This window comes from Sanguibacter antarcticus (assembly GCF_002564005.1).
GTDB classification, from domain to species: Bacteria; Actinomycetota; Actinomycetes; order Actinomycetales; family Cellulomonadaceae; genus Sanguibacter; species Sanguibacter antarcticus.
Map to the genome: position 1 here is coordinate 476,640 of NZ_PDJG01000001.1, position 23,522 is coordinate 500,161.

The following is a 23,522-nucleotide window of genomic DNA, read 5'->3' on the forward strand; positions in this document are numbered from 1 at the left end:
CCGGTTCCCGCGCACTCGCTCGTCAGCCACGCCCGGCGCCGAGAGGTCCCGGCGACCTGCCGGTCGTGCTCCGTGACCTCCAGGGTCCTCGTCGACTAGAATTCTTCCTACGATGACAGACGACGATTCGCCCCGACATACGGCCCCGCCTAGTTCTGCAGGCGGTGACAGGGAGTGACCGAGTGGATCTATCTCGGCTTCGGTGTCCTCCTCACGATCGGTACGGCGATCTTCGTCGCCTCCGAGTTTTCTCTGGTCACGCTGGACCCGGCTGTCGTAGGGACCGACGAAGACGACGAGCCTGAACGCCCCGGAGCGGTGGACTGGCGGACCCGCAGCGTCCGGACCGGCCTCAAGCACCTCTCGACGGAGCTCTCCTCCGCCCAGGTCGGGATCACGATCACGACCGTCCTCTTGGGGTACACGGCCCAGCCGGCCTTGCTGACGCTCATCGCGAAGCCGCTCGGGACGTCGGCCCTCGGCGTGACGGCCTCCGGAATCGTGGCGGCCGCCGTCGCTCTCGTGGTCGTCAACGTCTTCTCGATGCTCGTCGGTGAGCTCATCCCGAAGAACTATGCGCTGAGCCGTCCGCTCGCGACGGCGCGGCAGGTCGTGCCGCTGCAACGGGTGTTCACCCGCGCGCTCGCTCCGCTCATCTCCTTGCTCAACGGCTCAGCGAACGCCCTGCTGCGCAAGGTCGGGGTCGAGCCGCGCGAGGAGCTCTCCGGCGCCCGCTCTGCGTCTGAGCTGGCCTCGCTCGTGCGTCGCTCGGCACAGGTCGGCACGCTCGACAAGTCCATGGCACGACTCATCACCAACGCCGTCGAGCTCGACGAGCTCACCGCAGTCGACGTCATGACGGATCGGATGCGGATGGCGGTGGTCACCCGGGACGACACCGCAGCCGCGGTCATCGCTCTCGCCAGGGCGACCGGCCATTCCCGTTTCCCGGTCATCGACGACTCGCGCGACGACATCGTCGGTCTCGTCCACCTGCGCAAGGCCGTCTCCGTCCCGTACGAGCGCCGCGACCAGGTTCCTGCCGCTGCCCTCATGGTCGACGCCCCGCGTGTCCCCGAGACGGTCCGCCTCGGCCCGCTGCTCGTCGAGCTCCGAGGGTTCGGCCTGCAGATGGCAGTCGTCGTCGACGAGTACGGCGGGACGTCCGGGGTGGTCACGCTCGAAGACGTCATCGAGGAGCTCGTCGGTGACGTCGCCGACGAGCACGACCCTCGACGGGCGGGTGCGCTGCTCGCGACCGACGGGTCATGGGTGGTCCCCGGCCTCTTGCGCCCCGACGAGCTCGAGGAACGCACAGGGCTGCGTGTTCCTGAAGGTCCCGACTACGAGACGCTCGGTGGTCTCGTGATGGCGAGGCTGGGCCGTGTCCCACGCATCGGCGACGTCGTGCGCGTCGAGGCAGAGCTCGAACCGAGACTGATCCTCGCGAGCATCGAGGCGATGGACGGCAGACGCGTCGAGCGTCTGCGTCTGAGAACGGGGCAGGACGCATGAGCTCAGGTACAGCACTGGTCGTGGGCGTCCTGCTCTTGGCCGCCAACGCGTTCTTCGTCGGCGCCGAGTTCGCCATCATCTCCGCGCGTCGCAGCGCCATCGAGCCGCTCGCGCTCGCGGGGAACAAGCGTGCGAAGACGGTCTTGTGGGCGATGGAGCACGTCTCGCTCATGCTCGCGTGCGCCCAGCTGGGGGTGACGGTGTGCTCGACCGGCCTCGGGGTGATCGCCGAGCCCGCGCTCGCGCACCTGATCGAGGCTCCGCTCGAGGCGCTCGGCGTCTCTGCGTCGCTCAAGCACCCGATCGCGTTCGTGCTCGCTCTGGCGATCGTCGTCTACCTCCACGTCGTCCTGGGCGAGATGGTTCCGAAGAACCTCTCGGTGTCCGGGCCGGACAAGGCCGTCATGTGGTTCGGCCCGCCGCTCGTCTACGTGGGACGCATCCTCAAGCCGATCATCTACGCGCTCAACTGGATCGCGAACCATGCGGTGCGGTTCACCGGCGTGGAACCGAAGGACGAGGTCGCGTCGGCGTTCACTGCCGAAGAGGTGCAGTCGATCCTCGAGCACTCTCGGGCGCAGGGGTCTCTGGCCGACGAACAGGGCCTGCTCGCCGGAGCGATCGAGTTCTCTGAGCGCGACGCGGTCGACGTGATGGTTCCCGTGGAGGACCTCGTGCTCCTCCACGAGGGCTGCACGGCGGACGACGTCGAACGGCTCGTGGCACGCACGGGCTACAGCAGGTTCCCGGTCGCTGACGCTGCGGGGGACCTTCTCGGGTACCTGCACCTCAAGGACGTCCTCTTCGCGACCGACGACCAGCGTCACGTGCCGCTCCAGGTGTGGCGCGTGCGCGCTCTCGCGGAGGCCTCGCCTGGCGACGAGATCGAGGTGGTGCTGCGCGCTATGCAGCGTTCAGGAGCTCACCTGGCCCGGATCTGGGACGGGACCTCGGTCCTCGGTGTGGTCTTCCTGGAAGACATCCTGGAGGAGCTTGTCGGCGAGGTTCGCGACGCGATGCAGCGTGACGTCCGGTGAGGTCGTCCGTTCTGCGCGGATTCACGCTCTGTTCACAGAGTCGGGTGTGATCTATGCTGCAATCGGCTCTCACAGGCTTGGAATGTGAGAGATCCTTCGTTACTGTTTTGTGATCGTAGTTGTGGTCGTGTTCCTGCTCGTCGGCGCCGATGTGTCGTGTAGAGGGAGCGGGACCGCTTCCTGTGCCGGACGAGGCGCCCACGACCATCGAGGTCGGGTGCCGGACGAGATGACCTGGAGGTGTCGTGGACCAGAGCAGCAGTGGCTTGCAGTCAGGGGATGCGCCCCTCTCCCGGCGAGCGCTCCGTGAAGCGGCAGAGCAAGCATCTCGTCGCCCGACCCGGACCCGACGTGAAGCCCCGTCGCGTCCGACCCCCGTCATCGCTGAGCGCCCGGTGATCGACGAGGTCAAGGCGCCGGTCGACCGCACAGCTTCTTTCGACCGCGTAGCTCCTCTCGACCGAGCAGCTTCTTCCAGCCGCAACGCTCCGTCCAACCGCACGGCTCCTTCGCAGAGCGCGTCGTCGTCTCGGAACACGTCGTCGCAGACGCGCAGGTCGACGTCGAACCGCTCGACGGCACGCGCCAAGGTCCCCGCGAACCGGCCGGGCGCCTCGAGCCGCCAGTCGACGTCTGTGGCGCACCGGTGGATCCCTCGTGCTGCCGTGCTCACGAGCCTCGCGGTCGCGACGATCGCGCTCCCGCTGTCGTCTGTCGTGGGTGCCGGGACAGCGACGAGCACCTCGTTGCTGGCGAGCACCCCTGATGCCCCCGCTGCACCGGTCGGTCCCAGCACGCTGGAGATCGTCGCGAACAGCGTCGAGGACACGACGACGACTCCGCCTGCCAGCCTGGCGCAAGCGGTCCCGGAGGAACAGCGCACGGTGCTGGCCGCGAGCCGCTCGGAGGAGCGCACGCCGCTCCCTGGGTGTGACAGCGACGTGCAGCCGACGGGTACCAACGGCAACCTCTTGAAGTCCACGCTCTGCGAGCTGTGGGGATCGGGCAACTATCTCCGTGCCGATGCGGCTGTGGCGATCGCTGCTCTCAACGAGGCGTACGTCTCGGAGTACGGCGTGAACATGTGCATCACGGACTCCTACCGGACGCTGTCCTCTCAGTACTCGCTCAAGAGCGCGAAGGGTGCCTACGCCGCGACGCCCGGGACGTCCGAGCACGGGTGGGGCCTGGCCGTGGACCTCTGCCCCGAGACCTACCAGTCCACCGCCAAGTGGACCTGGATGAAGGCGAACGGGCCGCTGTACGGCTGGGACAACCCCGCATGGGCACGGCCGGGCGGCAGCGGAGCCACCGAGCCCTGGCACTGGGAGCTCACCGAAGCCGTGGAAGACGGGAACTGATCTCGGTCCTGGCTCCACCGGACGGCACCATGCAGGTGCCTCTCCCGAGAGCAGCACGAAGACGAACGGTCCCGCACCAGCAGGTGCGGGACCGTTCGTCTTCTGCGTGCGTGGTGCCGTACCGGGCCCGTGATCGCACGGGCCCGGTACGTGCGGTGGCTAGCGTGCGGCCTTGCGGCTCTTCCTCGAGCTTGCCTGGACGTCCTCGGCGGGTGTCGTCTCAGCAGCCTCGGCCGAGCCTTCGGCGCCGGTCTCGATCGCGGCTTCGACGACGGCGGTGCGACCCGCACGGACCTCGGCGAACGACGTCCCGTAGTACGCGGCCTCCATGATCGTCTTCATGTCCTCGAGCATCGGCATGCGCGGGTTCGCCGGCGCGCACTGGTCCTCGTAGGCGCCCATGGCGAGCTTGTCGAGGCGACCGATGAAGTCTTCCTCAGCGACGCCCTGTGCCTGGAAGGAGCGCGGCATGCTCAGCTTGTCGCGCAGCTGCTCGACGGCCCGTGCATAGGACTCGACGCCCTCGGCAGGGGTGGCTGCTGGCAGACCGAGGTGCTGGGCGATCTGCTGGAAGCGCTCGGGAGCCACGTAGTACTCGTACTTCGGCCAGCTGGTGAGCTTGGTCGGCACGGTTCCGTTGTAGCGGATGACGTGCGGCAGGTACGTCGCGTTGGTCCGGCCGTGGATGAGGTGGAACTCGGCGCCCGTGACGTGGGCCATCGCGTGCGCGATCCCGAGGAACGCGTTGCCGAAGGCCATGCCCGCGATGGACGCCGCGTTGTGCATCTTCTCGCGTGCCTTGACGACCGAGTCTTTCGAGTTGCCGGGGCCGCCGACGACAGACTCTTCGATGTTCTCGAAGATGAGCTTGATCGCGTGCAAGCACAGGCCGTCGGTGAAGTCGTTCGCGTAGACGGACACGTACGCCTCGGTCGCGTGGGTGAGCGCGTCGAAGCCGGAGTCTGCTGCGAGGAAGGACGGCATCATCGCGGTCAGGGCCGGGTCGACGATCGCGACGGTGGGCGTGAGCGCGTAGTCGGCGAGCGGGTACTTCTTGCCGCTGACCGGGTCGCTGATGACTGCGAACGGGGTCATCTCAGATCCGGTGCCCGACGTCGTCGGGATGCAGACGAGGCTGGCCTTCTCGCCGAGGTCGGGGAACTTGAAGGCACGCTTGCGGACGTCGAAGAACTTCTCCTTCATGTCCGCGAACTCGATCTCGGGGTGCTCGTAGAGGAGCCACATGACCTTCGCAGCATCCATGGGGGAGCCGCCGCCGAGCGCGATGATGGTGTCCGGGTTGAAGTGGCGCATCTCTTCTGCGCCCTTCTGGACCGAGTCCACCGTGGGCTCGGGGAGGATGTCGTCGATGATCTGGAGCGCGACGCGCTCTCCACGACGGTTGAGCACGTCGAGGATCTTGTCGACGAAGCCGAGGCGCGTCATCGTGGAGTCGGTGACGATCGTGACCCGGCTGATGCCGTGCATGTCCGCGAGGTAGCGGATGGCGTTCGGCTCGAAGTATGTCTTGGCGGGAACCTTGAACCACTGCAAGTTGTTGTTCCTCCGGCCGATGCGCTTGATGTTGACGAGGTTGACGGCTGAGACGTTGTTGGAGACCGAGTTGTGGCCGTAGGAGCCGCAGCCGAGCGTCAGCGAGGGGATGAAGGCGTTGTAGATGTCACCGATGCCACCGAGCGAGCTCGGCGCGTTGGTGATGATCCGGACAGCCTTGACCCGGGAGCCGAACTCCTCGATGATCGCTGCGTCTTCGGAGTGGATCGAGCCCGAGTGGCCGAGGCCGTCGAACTCCACCATCTGCTCGGAGAGCGAGATGCCGTGCTCGGCGTCGTCGGCCCGCAGGACGGCGAGGACGGGGGCGAGCTTCTCACGGGTGAGGGGCTCGTGAGGGCCGACTCCGGAGACCTCGACGAGGATGATCGACGTCTCGTCGGGAACCGTGAAGCCGGCGTTCTGTGCGATCCACGCGGGGGACTGGCCGACGACCGAGGCGTTGAGCTTCGCTCCGCCGCAGTTCTCCGACCCTGCCTGGACTCCGAAGATGAACTCCTCGAGGAGTGCCTTCTCGGCGGCGTTCGCCCGGTAGGCGTGGAGGATGTCGAACTCGGCCATGGCCTCGTCGTAGATCGGGGCGTCGAGGATGACTGCCTGCTCGGACGCGCAGACCATGCCGTTGTCGAAGGACTTGGACAGGACCACGTCGTTGACGGCGCGCTTGAGCTTGGCGCTGCGCTCGATGAAGGCGGGGACGTTACCGGCGCCGACGCCCAGGGCGGGCTTGCCGCACGAGTAGGCGGCGCGGACCATGGCGTTGCCGCCCGTGGCGAGGATGAGCGAGACGCCCGGGTGGTTCATGAGGAGGTTCGTGGCCTCGAGGGAGGGCGTCGACACCCACTGGATGCAGTTCTTGGGGGCTCCGGCGGCGATGGCAGCGTCGCGGACCACCTTGGCGGCGGCGACGGAGCAGCCCTGCGCGGAGGGGTGGAAGCCGAAGACGATCGGGTTGCGGGTCTTGAGCGCGATGAGCGCCTTGAAGATCGCGGTGGAGGTCGGGTTGGTGACCGGGGTGACGCCGCAGATGACTCCGACCGGCTCGGCGATCTCGGTGATGCCGGTGATCTCGTCGCGGCTGATGATGCCGACGGTCTTGAGCTTGAGCATCGAGTTGGTGACGTGCTCGCACGCGAAGATGTTCTTCACGGCCTTGTCTTCGAAGGTGCCTCGCTTGGTCTCTTCGACAGCGTGGACGGCGAGTGCGCCGTGCTGGTTGAGAGCAGCGACCGACGCCTTCTTGACGATCTGATCGATCTGTTCCTGCGTGAACGCGGCGTACTCGGCCAGCGCTTCCTGCGCCCCGGCGACCAGGACGTCGATCTGTGTGGAGATCGACGCGCTCACTGGTGTGTCGGTCATGGTCATTGTGTCCCCTTGCGTAGCGGTCCGTGTGAGATCTTTGTCTTGGTCTCACAGTAGACGTTGTAACCCAGGTCACATGCGCCAAAGGTCCCATGTTTTCGACCTCACGAATCCTCTCCGTCGGACGTCTACAGATCAGGGCGACGAACCGGCACAGACGCCTGCCCGACGACCACGCTCACGGACACGGACGGATCGAGAGACGATGAAGACGTTCACGGTGATCAGCTCGCCGCTCGGCGATCTGACGGCTGTCGCGACGGACGGCACGCTCAGCGCGCTGTACATGACGGACGCGGTCCACCGGCCGTCGGACGCATCCTTCGGGGAGGCGACGGAGGCAGGATTTGCGCTGCTGCGCGAAGAGATCACCCGGTACTTCGCGGGGGAGCTGCGCACCTTCACCGTCGAGACCGCCGCCGCAGGCACCCCGTTCCAGCTCCGGGTCTGGGCGGCGCTCGCGCGGATCCCGTACGGCCAGACCCGGTCGTACGCCGAGATCGCGCACGACCTCGGCGATCCCCGGACGGTCCGGGCCGTGGGCGCCGCGAACGGTCGGAACCCGCTGAGCATCGTCGTGCCGTGCCACCGCGTCGTCGGGGCTGACGGATCGCTCGTCGGCTTTGCCGGCGGTATCGAGCGCAAGCGCGCTCTCCTCGACCTGGAGAACCCCGCTCACGGCCGGTCAGGGGTGCTCTTCTGATGGTCGTCCGGCGACGGTCCGGTGCCCGGTGAGCACAGCGAGCCTGCCCCCCTTCGACGCCGTCGTGCGACAGCACGGCGCTGCCGTGCTGCGCCTGTGCAGGACGGTCGCGGGCGTGCACGATGCCGAGGACGTGTGGTCCGAGACGTTCCTCGCAGCGCTGCGGGCCTACCCCGCGCTCCCGGCTGACACCAACGTCGAGGCCTGGCTCGTGACGATCGCTCGACGCAAGTCGATCGACGCGCTGCGCGCTGCCGGGAGACGCCCGGTCCCGGTCGAGACGGTGCCGGAACGCGGTGCGCACGAAGCGACGGGGGACCCGGACCTCGTGACCGCGGTCGCTGCGTTGCCGCTCCGACAGCGGGAGGCGATCGCCTTCCACTACCTCGTCGGGCTGCCCTACGCCCAGGTCGCCGAGATCGTCGGCGGCTCGGAGCCCGCGGCCCGCCGGGCCGCCGCAGACGGGATGAAGGCGTTGCGCCGGACCTACCGACCCGCGCTCGAACCCTCTGGAGGGGGATCGCGATGACGAACGACAGCCTGCCGACCTTTCCTGACGCGACGGCCTCGAGCCTCCTGGAGACGCTGGGAGCCGCGGACGACGACGCATCGACCCGTCTCGCCGCACGCCTCGCCGCGGCCGCGGCAGACGAGGACCTCCTCGACATCGCCTACCGGACCCTCGACACCCCCGTGGGTCAGCTCGTCCTCGCGGCCACGACCGAGGGTCTCGTTCGTGTCGCGTTCGCCTCCGAGGGCCTCGAGGCCGTGCTCAGCACCCTCGCGCTGCGCATCAGCCCGCGCGTGCTCTACGCACCGGCGCGGCTCGACGCGACCGCGACGGAGCTCGACGAATATTTCGCCGGGCGCCGCCGCACCTTCGACGTCCCTCTCGACCTCCGTCTGGCTGTGGGCTTCCGGCGTGACGTCGTCACGGCGCTGCCGACGATCGCCTACGGGAGCACGGCGAGCTACGCCGCCGTCGCCGCACGTGCCGGGAGCCCGCGCGCCACCCGGGCGGTGGGGACAGCGTGCGCGCGCAACCCCCTCCCGCTGGTTCTGCCCTGCCACCGCGTCGTCCGCACGGACGGTGGCCTCGGCCAGTACGCCGGGGGTGCTGCGACGAAGGCGTGGCTCCTCGACCTCGAGCGCGGTCGATGAGCGCGACGCTGGACGTGCCCTGCACGCTGCCCCTCACGCTCGAGCCCTTGCTGCGGACCATCGCCGCTCATGCGGTCCCAGGTCTCGAGACCTGCGACGTCGAGGGGCGGACGCACTCGAAGGTCGTGCACGACGGGGAGGTGGGCCTCGCCGCGGCGTGGGACACCCCTGGTGCGGTGACGCTGAGCGCGACCGGACGGGCCGGCCCCGTCGAGGTCACCGGCGATCTCGTGCGTCTCGCCCGCCGATGGCTCGACCTCGACCGCGACGTCGCCGCCGTCGACACCCGCCTCGCGGAGTCCGAGCTGCTCCGGCCGCTCGTCGCCGCGCGGCCGGGGCTGCGGGTGCTCGGGACGGACGCTCCGGCCGGGCTGCGGGCGTTCCCTCGTCCCGCGGTGCTCGCAGGCACGGACGCTGAGGAGCTGCGCGCGCTCGTCGGCCTGACGCGGGCGCGGGCCGCCACGGTCGTGGGCCTTGCGCGTGCCGTGACGGACGGCGTCGTGCTGCTCACCTCGACGGATCCCCGAGAGGTGAGGGCTGCGCTCCTCGGCCTGCCGGGTGTCGGCCCCTGGACCGCCGACTATCTCGCGCTCCGGGCACTCGGCGACCACGACGCCTACCCTGCCGACGACCTCGTGCTCAAGCGCGCTCTCGGGGTACGGAGCGGGCGGGAGGCCTCCGCGCTGAGTCGAGACTGGGCGCCGTGGCGTGCCTACGCCGTGACGCACCTGTGGACGCAGGCCGTCTACGGAGACGCTCGCCCCGCGATGACGAAGGCTCGGTCTCCCTGGCGGGAGCCCGAGCCTTGATGGTGCCCTCGATAGGATTCGAACCTACGACCTTCTGCTCCGGAGGCAGACGCTCTATCCCCTGAGCTACGAGGGCGGGGACCGTGGCCGGAACCGACGCGCGGGCGTCGTCCGGATCAGGCATGGAGCACATTACCAGCCTTGGGCGACGGAGTTGGCGCGCCGCGCTCGCGTCGACCGCGAGAGGCGCGACTGAGCGACCGCTCAGGCGACGGGATCGCCGATGTATGTTCCGAGGTAGGACGTGATCTCGCCCATGGCTCGACGAGCGTCCCCGTCAGCGATCGCCTCGATGAGGGCGTCGTGGTCGTCCTCGGACCGGGTGTGCACGAGCCCGACGACGTTCGTGCGGATGTTCGCTCCGATCGCGTCGATGAGGTTCTCGTAGAGCGACAGGAGCACAGGGTTGCCGGCGGCTGCCGCGATGGCACGGTGCAGCGCGAGGTCGGACGCGACCATCGCGTCGACGTCTCCGCTCCCGAACGCCTCTTGCCGGTCGGCGTTGAGCGTCCGCAGGATGAGGACGTCTTCGGCGGTGCGACGGCTGGCTGCGAGCCGGGCAGCCTCGACCTCGAGGCTGCGGCGCACCTCGAGGATGTGGACGTGCGTGGCGTCGGCGATCTGGCGCCCCATGACTACCGTCAGCTCGGAGTCGGACAGGACGTAGGTGCCCGAGCCCTGGCGACGGACGAGGAGCCCGGCATGGACGAGGGACTGGACCGCCTCGCGCACGGTGTTACGCCCGACACCGAGCAGCGCTGTCAGCGCGGGCTCTGTGGGGATACGGCTCCCGACAGGCCAGTCGCCTGAGGTGATGTGGCGGCGGATCTCGTCGACTGCTCGGTCGATGAGTCCTGATCTGTCGTTCATCCGATGACGTCTCTCAGCTCGATGGAGCGGTGCGCCCGCGTCCGTGCGTTCCCCGGCACCCTACTCGGTGACCTCCGACACCGAGGAGGCGCGTAGTCGGTAGGATCGTGGGGTGACCCCCACCGAGCTCTCCGACGCCCTTCGCGCTGCCCTGACCGCTGCCCACGCCGAGGGCACGCTCGCCCTCGACCCGGCCGAGATCCCCAGCCTGGTCCACGTCGAACGACCTCGTCAGCGCGAGCACGGCGACTGGGCCACGAACGTGGCGCTCCAGCTGGCGAAGAAGGCAGGCATGTCTCCACGGGCGCTCGCCGACGACCTCGCACGGCGACTCGCGGCCACGCCGGGGATCAAGAGCGTCGACGTCGCCGGTCCGGGATTCCTCAACATCACGCTCGACGCGGCGACGGCCGGCGAGCTCGCGCGCACCATCCTTCGGGAGGGGGCCGCCTACGGCCGCGGCCAGGTCGAGGCGGGCAAGAAGATCAACCTCGAGTTCGTCTCGGCCAACCCCACGGGCCCCATCCACATCGGTGGTGTGCGGTGGGCCGCGGTCGGCGACTCGCTCGCCCGAGTCCTCGAAGCAGCGGGTGCTGAGGTGACCCGGGAGTACTACTTCAACGACCACGGCGCCCAGATCGACCGCTTCTCGCGCTCGCTGCTCGCCCGTGCAAAGGGTGAGGACGCTCCTGAAGACGGCTACGGAGGCCAGTACATCCAGGAGATCGCCGACGCCGTCCGTGCCCAGGTGGCGGCAGCAGGTGACCCCGACCCCCTCACGCTTCCCGACGCGGAGGCGCAGGAGGCCTTCCGGGCGATCGGGGTCGACCGGATGTTCACCGAGATCAAGGACGCGCTCCACGGCTTCGGTGTCGACTTCGACGTCTACTTCCACGAGGACACGCTCCACGAGTCCGGCGCGGTGGACCGTGCTGTCGCTCGGCTGCGCGACGCCGGCCACATCTTCGAGTCCGACGGTGCCACCTGGCTGCGGACCACCGACTTCGGCGACGACAAGGACCGCGTCGTCATCAAGTCGGACGGCGAGGCCGCCTATATCGCCGGCGACATCGCGTACTACCTCGACAAGCGGGAGCGCGGGTTCGACGACGTCATCATCATGCTCGGCGCCGACCACCACGGGTACGTCGGGCGGATGATGGCCGTCTGCGCAGCCTTCGGCGACCAGCCCGGGAAGAACCTGCAGATCCTCATCGGTCAGATGGTCAACCTGCTCAAGGAGGGCCAGCCGCTGCGGATGAGCAAGCGTGCAGGCAACGTCGTGACGCTCGAGGACCTCGTCGACGCCGTGGGCGTCGACGCGGCGCGCTACTCGCTCGTCCGCTCGTCCGCAGACTCGACGATCGACCTCGACCTCGACCTGCTGGCCCGCGCCACGAACGAGAACCCGGTCTTCTATGTCCAGTACGCGCACGCGCGGACGGCGAACGTCGCGCGCAACGCGGCCGACCACGGCGTGCTCCGCCAGGACAGCAGCGGGGCCGACACGTTCGACCCGTCGTTGCTCACGGCCGAGACCGAGTCGTCCCTCCTCGGCTCGCTCACCGAGTTTCCCCGGGTGGTCGCGCAGGCTGCCGAGCTACGCGAGCCGCACCGGGTCGCACGGTACCTCGAGGCCCTCGCCGGCGACTATCACAAGTGGTACGCGGAGTGCCGGGTCACGCCCGTCGGCGACGAAGAGGTCACGGACGTCCACCGGACACGCCTGTGGCTCAACGACGCGACCCGCCAGGTGCTCGCCAACGGTCTCGCCCTCCTGGGCGTGAACGCCCCGGAGCGGATGTGAGCGCCGTCGAGGAGCCGGGGACCGGCTCGGTCGCGCTCGACCCGAACGTCTGGCCGCACACAGCGGTGCTCGATCAGGACGGGGAGCTGGCGCTCGCCGGTATCGGTGCCACGGACCTCGCCGGACGCTTCGACACCCCCGCGTACATCCTCGACGAGGAGACCTTTCACGCGCGGGCGCGGCTGTTCCGAGACGCGTTCAGCGAGGCCTTCGCTGCGGTCGGCAGCACGGTCGACGTCTACTACGCCGGCAAGTCCTTCCTCTCTGTGGCGGTCGCCCGCTGGGCACGCGCCGACGGGCTCCGTGTCGACACGTGCACGGGTGGCGAGCTCGCGGTCGCGCTGCGCGCCGGGGTCCCCGGCGCCGAGATCGGGCTGCACGGCAACAACAAGTCGGACTCCGAGATCGCTCGCGCGATCGACGCCCGGGTGGGGCGCGTCGTCGTCGACTCGCACGCCGAGATCGAGCGGATCGCGCAGGCCGCTCGCGACGCAGGCCGGACCTCCGACGACCGGGTCCCGGTCATGGTGCGCGTGACGACCGGCATCCACGCCGGCGGGCACGAGTTCATCTCGACGGCCCACGAGGACCAGAAGTTCGGCATCTCGCTCACCGGCGGGCAGGCACTCGACGCGTTGCAGTCCGTCCTCGCGCACCCCGAGCTCGAGCTCCTCGGTGCCCACACGCACATCGGCTCGCAGATCCAGGACGCCCAGGCGTTCGAGGTCAACGCCCGCAAGATGCTCGGTCTGCGCGAGGAGCTGCGTGCGCAGACAGGATTCCTCATGCCCGAGCTGGACCTCGGCGGCGGGTACGGGATCGCCTACCTTCCCGGCGAGGTTCCCATCGACGTGCGTGCGCTCGCGACGGATCTCGCCCAGGTCGTCGCGTCGGTCTGCACAGAGCTGTCGACGACGGTGCCGCGCATCTCCATCGAACCGGGCCGCGCGATCGTCGGCTCGACCACGGTGACGCTCTACACCGTCGGCGTCGTGAAGCCGGTGACGCTCGAGGACGGCAGCGTGCGGACCTATGTCGCGGTCGACGGCGGGATGAGCGACAACATCCGCCCCGCGCTCTACGACGCCCGGTACACCGCACGCCTCGCCAACCGCACCGGCTCGGCCGAGACGGTGCGGGCCCGCGTCGTCGGCAAGCACTGCGAGAGCGGGGACATCGTCATCCCTGACCTCCGGCTGCCGGCTGACATCGCACCCGGGGACCTGCTCGCGGTCCCCGCGACAGGTGCCTACGGGCGGTCCATGGCGAGCAACTACAACCACGTCCTGCGTCCTCCCGTCGTGGTCGTCGACCGCGGCGAGGCGCGGGTCATCGTCCGCCGCGAGACGGAAGACGACCTCCTTGCGCTCGACCTGGGCTAGACCCGTATCGTGAGACGTCCACCCACGGGTGGGCGCCTCAGGTGAGGATCGTCGAAGACCGACACCAGACCTGACTCGAGCCCTCCGCCCGGGAGAACATCGAGATCGACGAATCGAAGGGTGGCACTCGTGCCCGCACCAACGGCGCTCCGCGTCGCACTTCTCGGCTGCGGCGTCGTGGGCACGCAGGTGGTCCGGCTCCTCACCGAGCAGGCTGACGACCTCACGTCGCGTGTCGGCGCTCGTCTCGAGCTCGTCGGGATCGCCGTCCGTGACACGTCGATCGCTCGCGACCCCGTCGTCGACCCCGCTCTGCTCACGCAGGACGCCGACGGACTGGTCGCCCGGGCCGACATCGTCATCGAGGTGATGGGCGGGATCGAGCCAGCACGCTCGCTCATCCTGCGCGCGGTGGCGTCCGGCGCCTCGGTGGTCACCGCCAACAAGGCTCTCCTCGCGGAAGACGGACCGACCCTGTACCACGCAGCAGACGAAGCCGGCGTCGACGTCTACTACGAGGCCGCCGTCGCGGGCGCGATCCCGCTCGTCCGACCGGTTCGCGAGTCGCTCGCAGGCGACCGGGTCGAACGAGTCCTCGGCATCGTCAACGGCACGACGAACTACGTCCTCGACCAGATGTCCGCATACGGCATGGGGTTCGACGAAGCCGTTGCCCAGGCCCAGGAGCTCGGGTACGCCGAAGCCGACCCGACGGCCGACGTGGAAGGCTACGACGCCGCCGCCAAGGCAGCCATCCTCGCGTCCCTGGCGTTCCACACCCGTGTCACGCTCGACGACGTCAGCCGAGAAGGCATCACGTCCATCACCGCCGACGACGTCGCCTGGGCCGCCAAGACGGGCCACGTCATCAAGCTTCTCGCCATCTGCGAGGTCACCCCGGACGGTGTGTCCGCACGGGTCCATCCAGCCCTGGTTCCTCTCGCGCACCCCCTCGCTGGCGTGCGCGGCGCTTTCAACGCCGTGTTCATCGAAGCCGAAGCGGCTGGTGAGCTCATGTTCTACGGCCGCGGCGCGGGCGGCGCACCGACGGCCTCGGCCGTCCTGGGAGACGTCGTCTCCGTCGCGCGCCACCGGGTCCTCGGCGGACGAGGCCCGGTCGAGTCGAGCTACGCCCAGCTGCCGATCGCCTCGCCGTCCTCGACGATCACCCGCTACCAGGTACGGATCGCCGTCGACGACCGGCTTGGCGTCCTCGCGCAGGTGGCACAGCTCCTCGCCGAGAACGGCGTCTCCATCGAGGCCGTCCGCCAGGCGCCGGAGTCGTCCGACGACGGATCCACCGGGATCGCGCACCTCGTCATCACCACGCACTCCGCTGCCGAGTCTGCGCTCGCGGCCACCGTCGCCGCGATCGCCGACCTGGACGCCGTCCAAGACGTCACGTCGGTCTTGAGAGTCGAGGGATCCTGATGGCGCACCTGTGGCGAGGGATCATCCGTGAGTACGCCGATCTCCTGCCCGCACACCTCTCGACGCACGTCGTCTCCATCGCCGACGCTCTCCAGCTCTCCTGACGCCGGCGATGCAGCTCGGTGCGGATCACGTCCGCGTACGCGTCCCGGCCACGAGCGCGAACCTCGGCCCGGGGTTCGACTCCCTCGGTCTCGCGCTCGGCTATCACGACACCCTCGAGGTGCGCGCGCTCGGCAGCGCGCGCGTCCAGGTCGACGTCACCGGCGAAGGCGCGGGGGAGGTGCCAGACGACGACCGTCACCTCGTCGTGCGTGCCCTGCGTCTCGCTCTCGACCATGCGGGTGCACCCCAGACCGGCCTGCACCTCACGTGCACGAACCGCATCCCGCACGGGCGAGGGATGGGATCGTCGGCGGCTGCGGTCGTCGCCGGCCTCCTGGCGGCGCGGATGCTCGTCGCCGACCCGGGCGCGCTCGACGACGCCACGGTGCTCGCGCTCGCCACCCAGATGGAGGGGCACCCGGACAACGCCGCGCCGGCGATCCTCGGTGGAGCCACGGTGGCGTGGACGCCGTCCCCGGGGGACCCCCCACGAGCCGTTCGGCTCCGGGTGCACCCGGAGATCGAACCGACCGTCCTCGTCCCGGTCTCGCGGCTCGCGACGCACACCGCGCGCGGTGTCCTGCCCGCCGAGGTCCCGCACGCGGACGCTGCGTTCAACGCCGGCCGCACGGCTCTGCTCGTCCATGCGCTCGCTGAGGACCCGGACCTGCTCTTCGACGCGACGCAGGACCGGCTGCACCAGGAGTACCGGTCTGGCGTCATGGTCAGCACCTGGGAGCTCGTCCGGGGACTGCGTGCCCAGGGAGTTCCCGCGATGGTCTCAGGCGCGGGTCCCACGGTCCTCGTGCTCGAGCGGACCGCCCGAGCGCGGTTCGTCGCCGGTGCGGTGGACGACCTCGTCGGGGGATCAGAGCAGTGGACGGTGATGCGCCCGGGACTGGACCTGCGAGGAGCTGCCGCCGAGCGCGTCTAGTCGGCGGTGCGTCAGGAGCCCGCCAGGAGCGGGTGCTCGAGTGATACAGTTGCGGCAGTCTCCTGCACCCTCCGGCACTCGCCGGTTGGCAGTGTGCCACTCCGATCACCGCGAGATGCCCCGCACGGCGTCACTGTGGATCATCGAGATTCCTGTTGGACAGCCACGGTGAATCCGGAACCGGCACATCTTCTGGGAGACAATCCGAGCCGCGACGCCTGACGTCTGGTCCCACTGTCCTGGTGACGTGCGCTCGTACTACGTACCGGCCGCCTCAGTGCCGTACGTCGACCGCCCGCGGCCCGCCTGTCAAGGCATGAGGCCGTAGACGAGGGGAAGGGTCCTTCGTGACAGAAACCATCGAGGCCGTCAGCAGCAGTCCTGCAGACGGCTCATCCCGTTCCGGCGCCATCTCGGCACTCCGGCTCCCTGAGCTGCAGGCGCTCGCCGCCCAGCTCGGGGTGAAGGGCACGTCGAAGATGCGCAAGAGCGATCTCCTCGACGTCATCAAGGCGACCCAGGGCGGCGCGACGACGCGCCCCGCACGCTCCGTGGAGAAGACCGCCACGGAGCAGGCCCCGGCGAGCTCGCAGGCTGCGCCTCCTGCGACGGCACGAACGGCCGACTCCGGCGCTGCGTCGTCGAGCGACACGGCGCCGGTGCGCGAGCGCGCCTCTCGCTCGGCGCGTGCAGCAGCCCAGACGGACACTCTCGTCCAAGCACAGGCTCCGGCTCACGAACGTCCGGCGCGCGCCGAGCGCTCGGACGTCAGGCTCGCACCAGGAGAGACCGTCGACGAGCGGGCGGCTCGGGCCGCTGCGGCGGTCGTCGACGTGACGCTGCCAGAGCGCGGTCAGCGCGAGCGTGGCTCCCGTCGTGCCGCGCGAGGCGCCGGTGCGCCCCAGGACGGAGCGCGTGCCGCGACCGGTTCCTCGGCCGACCCGGCTGCGAACATCGTCGACGGCGCCACGAGCGAGGGCGCGTCACGGCAGAACGGTGAGCAGCGCCCGCCGCGCCAGCGTCCGGACCGCGCCGGCAGCGACCGCTCGGAGCGCAGCGAGCGTCCCGATCGTGCTGGAGCACAGAGCGACCGCTCCGACCGCAACTTGCAGAACGACCGCAGCGCGCAGAACGACCGCAACGGTTCGCAGAGCGACCGCAACGACCGTGAGCGCACCGTCGGTCAGGACGACGACGACGAGCGCGGCGGCCGTCGTCGCCGGGGCCGTGACCGTTACCGCGACCGCGACCGCAAGCGCGGCCGTACCCGTCCCGGCAACGGCACCAACGACATCCCGGCGTTCGACGACACCGAGGTGACCGAAGACGACGTGCTGCTGCCTGTCGCTGGGATCCTCGACATCCTCGACAGCTATGCGTTCGTCCGGACGAGCGGCTACCTCCCCGGTCAGAACGACGTCTATGTCTCTCTGAGCCAGGTCAAGAAGGCCGGACTGCGTCGTGGTGACGCTGTCACCGGCGCAGTGCGCCAGCCGCGCGAGGGCGAGAACACCGGGCAGGCGACGGCGAACCGTCAGAAGTACAACGCTCTCGTGCGTCTCGACTCGGTCAACGGCATGGACCCGCAGGAGGCCCACGGCCGTGCGGACTTCGCGAAGCTCACGCCGCTGTACCCGCAGGAGCGCCTGCGTCTCGAGCACGCGGACACCACCCGTCTGACGCCTCGTGTCATCGACATCGTCGCGCCTATCGGCAAGGGCCAGCGTGGTCTGATCGTCTCCCCGCCCAAGGCGGGAAAGACGATCATCATGCAGCAGATCGCGAACGCGATCACGGCGAACAATCCTGAGGTCCACCTCATGGTCGTCCTCGTGGACGAGCGCCCTGAAGAGGTCACGGACATGGAGCGGACGGTCAAGGGTGAGGTCATCGCCTCGACGTTCGACCGCCCTGCCTCCGACCACACGATCGTCGCGGAGCTCGCCATCGAGCGGGCCAAGCGGCTCGTCGAGCTCGGTCAAGACGTCGTCGTGCTCCTCGACTCCCTCACGCGCCTGTCCCGTGCGTACAACCTGGCGGCGCCTGCCTCGGGCCGCATCCTCTCCGGTGGGGTGGACGCCTCGGCGCTGTACCCGCCGAAGCGGTTCTTCGGTGCCGCGCGCAACATCGAGCACGGCGGCTCGCTCACGATCCTCGCGTCCGCTCTCGTCGAGACCGGGTCCAAGATGGACGAGGTCATCTTCGAGGAGTTCAAGGGCACGGGCAACATGGAGCTCCGGCTCGCCCGGTCGCTCGCCGACAAGCGGATCTTCCCTGCGGTCGACGTCAACGCGTCAGGCACGCGCCGCGAGGAGATCCTCATGGGGCAGGACGAGCTGCGGGTCATCTACAAGCTGCGGCGTGTCATGGGAGCGCTCGATCACCAGCAGGCGATCGAGCTCTTGCTCGGCAAGCTCAAGGACACGAAGTCCAACGCCGAGTTCTTGCTCCAGGTGCAGAAGACGACACCCGGCAACTTCCTGGACGACGAGAATGCTGGTCGCACCGTCTAGTCGTCCGTGCACCGCCTCGGCGGGATGATTTCGGTCCCGTCTGTTGTTCTGTCACAATGGTCCGTTGACTTCTGGTTCACGAGGGCGGTCCTGTCCTCGACCCAGCGGCATGTCCCAAGGAGAAATACCCGTGAAGGCTGATATCCACCCCGAGTACGTCGACACCGTGGTCACCTGCACCTGCGGCAACACGTTCCACACCCGCAGCACCCAGACGTCCGGACAGATCGCGTCCGACGTCTGCTCTGCCTGCCACCCGTTCTACACGGGCAAGCAGAAGATCCTCGACACCGGTGGCCGCGTGGCCCGCTTCGAGGCGCGCTACGGCAAGAAGCCGACGGCCGAGTAGCACTCCCACAGCGCTGGTGGGACGACGATCGACAACCTCTCCAGGGGCAGTCGGGCGTCGTCCCGCCGGCGCTGTCGTGTTTCCAGGACCGGATGTCGAGCATCAGACAAGTCGAGGAACAGACACACATGAGCGAGTCTTTCGCGGTGGTCGAGCCGCTCCTGGCCGAGCACGCCGAGATCGAGGGGCAGCTCGCTGACCCCGCGATCCATGCCGACGCCGGTCGGGCACGGACCCTCGGCCGACGCTACGCCGAGCTGGGCCAGGTGGTCGCCGCGTACCGCGGGTGGCGCAGCGCGACCGATGACGCCGAGGCTGCGGGCGAGCTCGCAGCCGAGGACGCGTCGTTCGCCGCCGAGGTCCCGGCGCTCCAGGAGGCCGCGGACGTCGCGACCGAGAAGCTCCGCCGCGTCCTCGTCCCGCGCGACCCGGACGACGGTCGTGACGTCATCCTCGAGATCAAGGCGGGGGAGGGAGGCGAGGAGTCCGCGCTCTTCGCCGGAGACCTCCTGCGCATGTACCTGCGCTACGCAGAGCGCCGCGGGTGGAAGACCGAGATCATCGAGGCCACAGAGTCCGATCTCGGCGGCTACAAGGACGTCCAGGTCGCGGTCAAGGCGAAGGGCACCGTGGCACCGGAGGACGGAGCCTGGGCGAACCTCAAGTACGAGGGCGGTGTCCACCGGGTCCAGCGCGTACCGGCGACGGAGTCGCAGGGCCGCATCCACACGTCCGCGGCCGGGGTTCTCGTCTTCCCCGAGGTCGAGGACGCGGGCGAGCTCGAGATCGACCAGAACGACCTGCGCATCGACGTGTATCGCTCGTCCGGTCCTGGCGGGCAGTCCGTCAACACGACGGACTCTGCCGTGCGGATCACGCACGTCCCGTCGGGGATCGTCGTGTCGATGCAGAACGAGAAGTCGCAGCTGCAGAACAAAGAGCAGGCGATGCGCGTGCTGCGTGCCCGGCTCCTTGCCGCGCGCCAGGAAGAAGAGGCCGCGGCAGCCAACGACATCCGTCGTTCCCAGGTACGGACGGTCGACCGCTCCGAGCGCATCCGGACGTACAACTACCCGGAGAACCGGATCGCCGACCACCGCACCGGATACAAGTCGTACAACCTGGACCAGGTGCTCGACGGCGACCTAGAACCGGTCGTGCGGTCGGCGATCGACAAGGACGAGGCTGCTCGTCTCGCAGCGGCCGGGAGCTGACCCCGTGGCGCATGACGTGGGCCAGCTCGTACGGTCCGCCGCTGCGCTCCTCGCCGCAGCAGGCGTCGAGAGCGCGCGGACCGATGCTGAGCTCTTGCTCGCTCACGCCGCGGGCATGTCCCGGAGCGACGTGGTGACAGCGGCGCTCCTGGGCCGGCCGCTGGACGTGGCGGGCGCGGCCGAGGCCTTCGACGTCCTCGTCGCACGCCGCGCCGAGCGTGAGCCGCTCCAGCACCTCGTCGGATCCGCGCCCTTCCGTCATCTCGAGCTCGAGGTCGGCCCTGGGGTCTTCGTGCCGCGACCGGAGACCGAGACCGTCGCCCAGCGCGCTGTCGACGAGACGGTGGCGGTGCTCGCCCGCACGGGCGCCGCCCGGGTGGTCGATCTCTGCACAGGCTCTGGGGCCATCGCCCTCGCCGTCGCGACCGAGGCGCCGGGGTGCACCGTCCACGCCGTCGAGCTCGATGCAGCCGCTCTCGGGTGGGCTCGGCGCAACGTCGAGCGCATCCTCGGAGACCAGGGCCCGGAGCCGCGCCTCATCGTGGTCCGAGGAGACGCGCGACGTGCGCTCTCCGAGCTCGACGGCTTGTGCGACGTGGTCGTGACCAACCCTCCTTACGTCCCACCAGGTGCTGTCCCCAAGGACCCCGAGGTGGCGCTCCACGATCCAGGCGTCGCGCTCTACGGGCTGGGGTCCGACGGCCTCGAGGTGCCGCGCGGTGTCGCTGCAGCGGCTGCACGGCTCTTGCGTCCGGGCGGTCTCCTCGTCATGGAGCACGCTGAGGTGCAGGCGGCTGCGGCGCGCGCGATGATCGACGACCTCCGCGCGTTCGAGCCTGCGACGACCGGAGCGGACCTCACCGGACGTCCGCGCATGGTCGTGGCACGTCGGACCGTGGGCTCGCGCGCAGACGGGCCCACGAACATGGAAGACTCTCGGTCGTGAGTACGTCGAGCATCCGCCCAGCCCACGACGCGTCCGTGTGGGGAATCTCTATCGACGAGGCGGTGCACGCCGTCCAGCGCGGCGGGCTCGTCGTGCTGCCGACCGACACGGTCTACGGGATCGGCGCCGACGCCTTCGCGCCCGACGCGGTGGCCGCGCTGCTCGCCGCCAAGGGGCGTGGACGGCAGATGCCGCCGCCGGTGCTGGTGGGCTCCGTCGCGACCCTCGACGGCCTGGCGACCGACGTTCCCGAGGGAGCACGCGCGCTGGCCGAGCGGTTCTGGCCCGGCGCGCTGACGATCATCGTGCGTGCACAGCCGTCCCTCGCCTGGGACCTCGGGGAGACCCACGGCACGGTGGCGCTGCGCATGCCGGACCACCCGGCCGCGCTCGCGCTCCTGGCACGGACCGGCCCGATGGCGGTCTCGAGCGCCAACCGCACGGGCCAGCAGGCGGCACTCACCGCGACCGAGGCCCACGCTCAGCTCGGCGACTCGGTGCAGGTCTTCCTCGACGGCGGGACCGCTCCAGGCGGTGTGGCATCGACGATCGTCGACGCCACAGGCGGCGTGCTGCGGGTCGTGCGAGAGGGCGCCCTGAGCCTCGAGGAGCTTCTCACCGTCACGGCGGTGGAACCGTTCCAGGTGCCTGCACCCGTCGAGACGAAGGCCCCGGAACCGTCCGAGGAACAACCCACGCCCCCTGAGGCGTCCACGACCCCTGAGACCGAGGACGACGCCCGGTGAGGGTCTACCTTCTTGTCATGCTCGTGGCGGGGGCCGTCACGTTCCTCCTCACTCCGTTCGCACGCTGGCTGGCTGTCCGGACCCGAGCCGTCACGGCGGTCCGGGCGCGCGATGTCCACACGATCCCGACCCCGCGCCTCGGGGGCGTCGCCATGCTGCTCGGCATCGCCACCGCGTTCGTCCTCGCGTCGCAGATGCCCTTTCTCGAAGGGGTCTTCGACTCCTCGAACGAGGCGTGGGCGATCCTCGGTGCAGGGGCGATGGTGTGCCTGCTCGGCGTGGCCGACGACATCTGGGACCTCGACTGGATGACCAAGCTCGTCGGTCAGGTGCTCGCCGCAGGTTTCATGGCGGTCCAAGGGGTCCAGCTCATCACCATCCCCGTCGGCGGGCTGACGATCGGCTCGAGCAGGCTGTCGCTCTTCGCGACCGTCCTCGTCGTCGTCGTCGCCATGAACGCGGTGAACTTCGTCGACGGGCTCGACGGGCTCGCTGCCGGGATGATCGCGATCGGCGGGACGGGGTTCTTCGTCTACACGTATCTCCTCACCCAGGACGCCAACCCCACCGACTACTCCAACCTTGCGACAGTTGTCATCTCTGCGCTCGTCGGGGCCTGTCTCGGCTTTCTGCCGCACAACTTCCATCCGGCGCGGATCTTCATGGGTGACTCCGGATCGATGCTCATCGGGCTCACGATCGCGGCGGCGTCGATCGTCGTCACAGGGCAGATCGATCCGGAGCGGGCGTCGAACGGCCAGAGCGTGCCGGCGTTCATCCCGATCCTCCTGCCGATGGCTGTCCTCCTCCTGCCGCTGCTCGACATGATGCTCGCGGTCGTCCGCCGGATGCTTGCCGGCAAGTCACCCTTCCACCCCGACCGGATGCACCTGCACCACAGGCTCCTCGCTCTCGGCCACTCTCACCCTCGCGCCGTGATCATCATGTACATGTGGAGCGCGGTGTTCGCCTTCGGGGCTGCAGCTCTCGTGACCGTGCCGTGGCGCACGGTCGTCGGTGGGCTCTGCATCGTCGTGGTCGTCTCTGTCGCGCTGACGCTCGGACCGTTGCGCGGCCGCGCAGCGCGTCGCAACGCAACCTCCGAAGGATCGACACCATGACCGTGCCTGACCCGTCTCAGACGCCGCTCCCCGGTTCAGAGACCGATGGACTCCACCCTGTGATCCCGACGGTGCCGGCACACGTCACCGCCGAGATCTTCCGGGCTGCGCTCCGAGCGACGCTGGCGCTCCTGGTGCTGCTCGTGGTCCTCGGCGTAGGGATCGGGATGCTCGTCGCTGGTCTGCCCGGTGTGTGGGGCGCGATGCTCGGTGTAGCGATCACTCTTCTGTTCTCGGGGACGACGATCCTGTCGATGCTCTACACCGCCGACAAGAGCCCGAACGTCACGATGGCGGTGGTCCTCGGGGCCTGGATCGTCAAGATGCTGGTCTTGGTCGTCGTCCTGGCGACGGTGGGGCAGATGGACTTCTTCCACCGGGTGGTCTTCGCCGTGGTGGTCCTTCTCGGCGTCGTAGGCTCCGCAGCGCTCGACATGTACTCGGTCGTCAAGGGCCGGGAGCCGTACACGACCCCCCTCGGATGACCGTTCGGAGAGCCAGCCAGTGCTGTCGAGCGATGCTCGCCCTCTCTGAGGAGGGTCCGGACCACAGCCCTGATGGGTTAGAATTCTGGTGATCCA

The 23,522-nt window shown here is 69.3% G+C and carries 20 protein-coding genes and 1 tRNA gene; 18 read left to right on the plus strand and 3 right to left on the minus strand.

Annotated features, from left to right (window positions below; all coding sequences use genetic code 11):
• Window positions 1-174: 174 nt before the first annotated feature.
• From ATL42_RS02145 to ATL42_RS16330, 3 genes are all read left to right on the plus strand, one after another.
• Complete coding sequence (locus ATL42_RS02145) at window positions 175-1,515, plus strand: hemolysin family protein (RefSeq protein ID WP_098453944.1); 1,341 nt, start codon at window positions 175-177, stop codon at window positions 1,513-1,515.
• Window positions 1,512-2,552, plus strand: a complete 1,041-nt coding sequence (locus ATL42_RS02150) for a hemolysin family protein (RefSeq protein WP_098453945.1) — start codon at window positions 1,512-1,514, stop codon at window positions 2,550-2,552. The genes ATL42_RS02145 and ATL42_RS02150 overlap by 4 nt, the downstream gene beginning before the upstream one ends.
• Window positions 2,553-2,947: 395 nt before the next feature.
• Window positions 2,948-3,913, plus strand: coding sequence for a M15 family metallopeptidase (locus ATL42_RS16330; protein WP_211281766.1), 966 nt, complete (start codon window positions 2,948-2,950; stop codon window positions 3,911-3,913).
• Between the two features lie 159 nt (window positions 3,914-4,072).
• On the opposite strand, the gene adhE is transcribed toward ATL42_RS16330, so the two are convergent.
• Entirely contained in the window at window positions 4,073-6,853 is a 2,781-nt protein-coding gene (gene adhE / locus ATL42_RS02160; protein ID WP_169925318.1) for a bifunctional acetaldehyde-CoA/alcohol dehydrogenase, read from the minus strand.
• A gap of 202 nt (window positions 6,854-7,055) precedes the next feature.
• Here adhE and ATL42_RS02165 point away from each other — a divergent pair, with 202 nt between their 5' ends.
• Genes ATL42_RS02165 through ATL42_RS02180 form a run of 4 tightly spaced genes read left to right on the plus strand, consistent with a single transcriptional unit; the run spans window position 7,056 to window position 9,523 of the window.
• Window positions 7,056-7,553, plus strand: a complete 498-nt coding sequence (locus tag ATL42_RS02165) for a methylated-DNA--[protein]-cysteine S-methyltransferase (RefSeq protein WP_098453947.1) — start codon at window positions 7,056-7,058, stop codon at window positions 7,551-7,553.
• A gap of 28 nt (window positions 7,554-7,581) precedes the next feature.
• Window positions 7,582-8,082 carry an RNA polymerase sigma factor gene (locus tag ATL42_RS02170; RefSeq protein WP_245862009.1) on the plus strand — a complete coding sequence of 167 codons (501 nt, stop codon included), beginning with the start codon at window positions 7,582-7,584 and terminating at the stop codon, window positions 8,080-8,082.
• Window positions 8,079-8,714, plus strand: coding sequence for a methylated-DNA--[protein]-cysteine S-methyltransferase (locus ATL42_RS02175; RefSeq protein WP_098453948.1), 636 nt, complete (start codon window positions 8,079-8,081; stop codon window positions 8,712-8,714). The genes ATL42_RS02170 and ATL42_RS02175 overlap by 4 nt, the downstream gene beginning before the upstream one ends.
• Complete coding sequence (locus tag ATL42_RS02180; RefSeq protein ID WP_098453949.1) at window positions 8,711-9,523, plus strand: DNA-3-methyladenine glycosylase family protein; 813 nt, start codon at window positions 8,711-8,713, stop codon at window positions 9,521-9,523. Before ATL42_RS02175 ends, ATL42_RS02180 begins: the two co-directional genes overlap by 4 nt.
• On the opposite strand, the gene ATL42_RS02185 is transcribed toward ATL42_RS02180, so the two are convergent.
• Window positions 9,524-9,599 (minus strand) — tRNA-Arg (locus ATL42_RS02185).
• Window positions 9,600-9,727: 128 nt separating this feature from the next.
• A complete protein-coding gene (locus tag ATL42_RS02190) occupies window positions 9,728-10,393 on the minus strand; it encodes a FadR/GntR family transcriptional regulator (RefSeq protein ID WP_098453950.1) in 666 nt (221 codons plus the stop codon).
• Window positions 10,394-10,505: 112 nt separating this feature from the next.
• Here ATL42_RS02190 and argS point away from each other — a divergent pair, with 112 nt between their 5' ends.
• From argS to ATL42_RS02245, 11 genes are all read left to right on the plus strand, one after another.
• Entirely contained in the window at window positions 10,506-12,200 is a 1,695-nt protein-coding gene (gene argS, locus ATL42_RS02195) for an arginine--tRNA ligase (RefSeq protein ID WP_098453951.1), read from the plus strand.
• Window positions 12,197-13,582 (plus strand): diaminopimelate decarboxylase, encoded by a 1,386-nt coding sequence (lysA, locus tag ATL42_RS02200; RefSeq protein WP_098453952.1) that lies wholly within the window; start codon window positions 12,197-12,199, stop codon window positions 13,580-13,582. The genes argS and lysA overlap by 4 nt, the downstream gene beginning before the upstream one ends.
• Before the next feature lie 120 nt (window positions 13,583-13,702).
• Window positions 13,703-15,013 (plus strand): homoserine dehydrogenase, encoded by a 1,311-nt coding sequence (locus tag ATL42_RS02205; protein WP_098453953.1) that lies wholly within the window; start codon window positions 13,703-13,705, stop codon window positions 15,011-15,013.
• A gap of 112 nt (window positions 15,014-15,125) precedes the next feature.
• Window positions 15,126-16,052, plus strand: coding sequence for a homoserine kinase (thrB, locus tag ATL42_RS02210; RefSeq protein WP_098453954.1), 927 nt, complete (start codon window positions 15,126-15,128; stop codon window positions 16,050-16,052).
• Between the two features lie 347 nt (window positions 16,053-16,399).
• Complete coding sequence (gene rho, locus ATL42_RS02215) at window positions 16,400-18,565, plus strand: transcription termination factor Rho (protein WP_098453955.1); 2,166 nt, start codon at window positions 16,400-16,402, stop codon at window positions 18,563-18,565.
• Window positions 18,566-18,695: 130 nt separating this feature from the next.
• Window positions 18,696-18,914, plus strand: a complete 219-nt coding sequence (gene rpmE, locus ATL42_RS02220; protein WP_098453956.1) for a 50S ribosomal protein L31 — start codon at window positions 18,696-18,698, stop codon at window positions 18,912-18,914.
• Window positions 18,915-19,042: 128 nt separating this feature from the next.
• On the plus strand, window positions 19,043-20,128 hold the full coding sequence (gene prfA / locus ATL42_RS02225; RefSeq protein ID WP_098453957.1) for a peptide chain release factor 1: 1,086 nt from the start codon (window positions 19,043-19,045) through the stop codon (window positions 20,126-20,128).
• A gap of 4 nt (window positions 20,129-20,132) precedes the next feature.
• Window positions 20,133-21,074, plus strand: a complete 942-nt coding sequence (gene prmC / locus ATL42_RS02230; protein ID WP_098453958.1) for a peptide chain release factor N(5)-glutamine methyltransferase — start codon at window positions 20,133-20,135, stop codon at window positions 21,072-21,074.
• Window positions 21,071-21,820: an L-threonylcarbamoyladenylate synthase gene (locus ATL42_RS02235; RefSeq protein ID WP_098453959.1), complete on the plus strand. Its 750-nt coding sequence runs from the start codon at window positions 21,071-21,073 to the stop codon at window positions 21,818-21,820. The genes prmC and ATL42_RS02235 overlap by 4 nt, the downstream gene beginning before the upstream one ends.
• Window positions 21,817-22,941, plus strand: coding sequence for an MraY family glycosyltransferase (locus ATL42_RS02240; protein WP_098453960.1), 1,125 nt, complete (start codon window positions 21,817-21,819; stop codon window positions 22,939-22,941). The genes ATL42_RS02235 and ATL42_RS02240 overlap by 4 nt, the downstream gene beginning before the upstream one ends.
• Window positions 22,938-23,426: a Cg1360 family ATP-synthase-associated protein gene (locus ATL42_RS02245; RefSeq protein WP_245862012.1), complete on the plus strand. Its 489-nt coding sequence runs from the start codon at window positions 22,938-22,940 to the stop codon at window positions 23,424-23,426. Before ATL42_RS02240 ends, ATL42_RS02245 begins: the two co-directional genes overlap by 4 nt.
• Window positions 23,427-23,522: the final 96 nt, after the last annotated feature.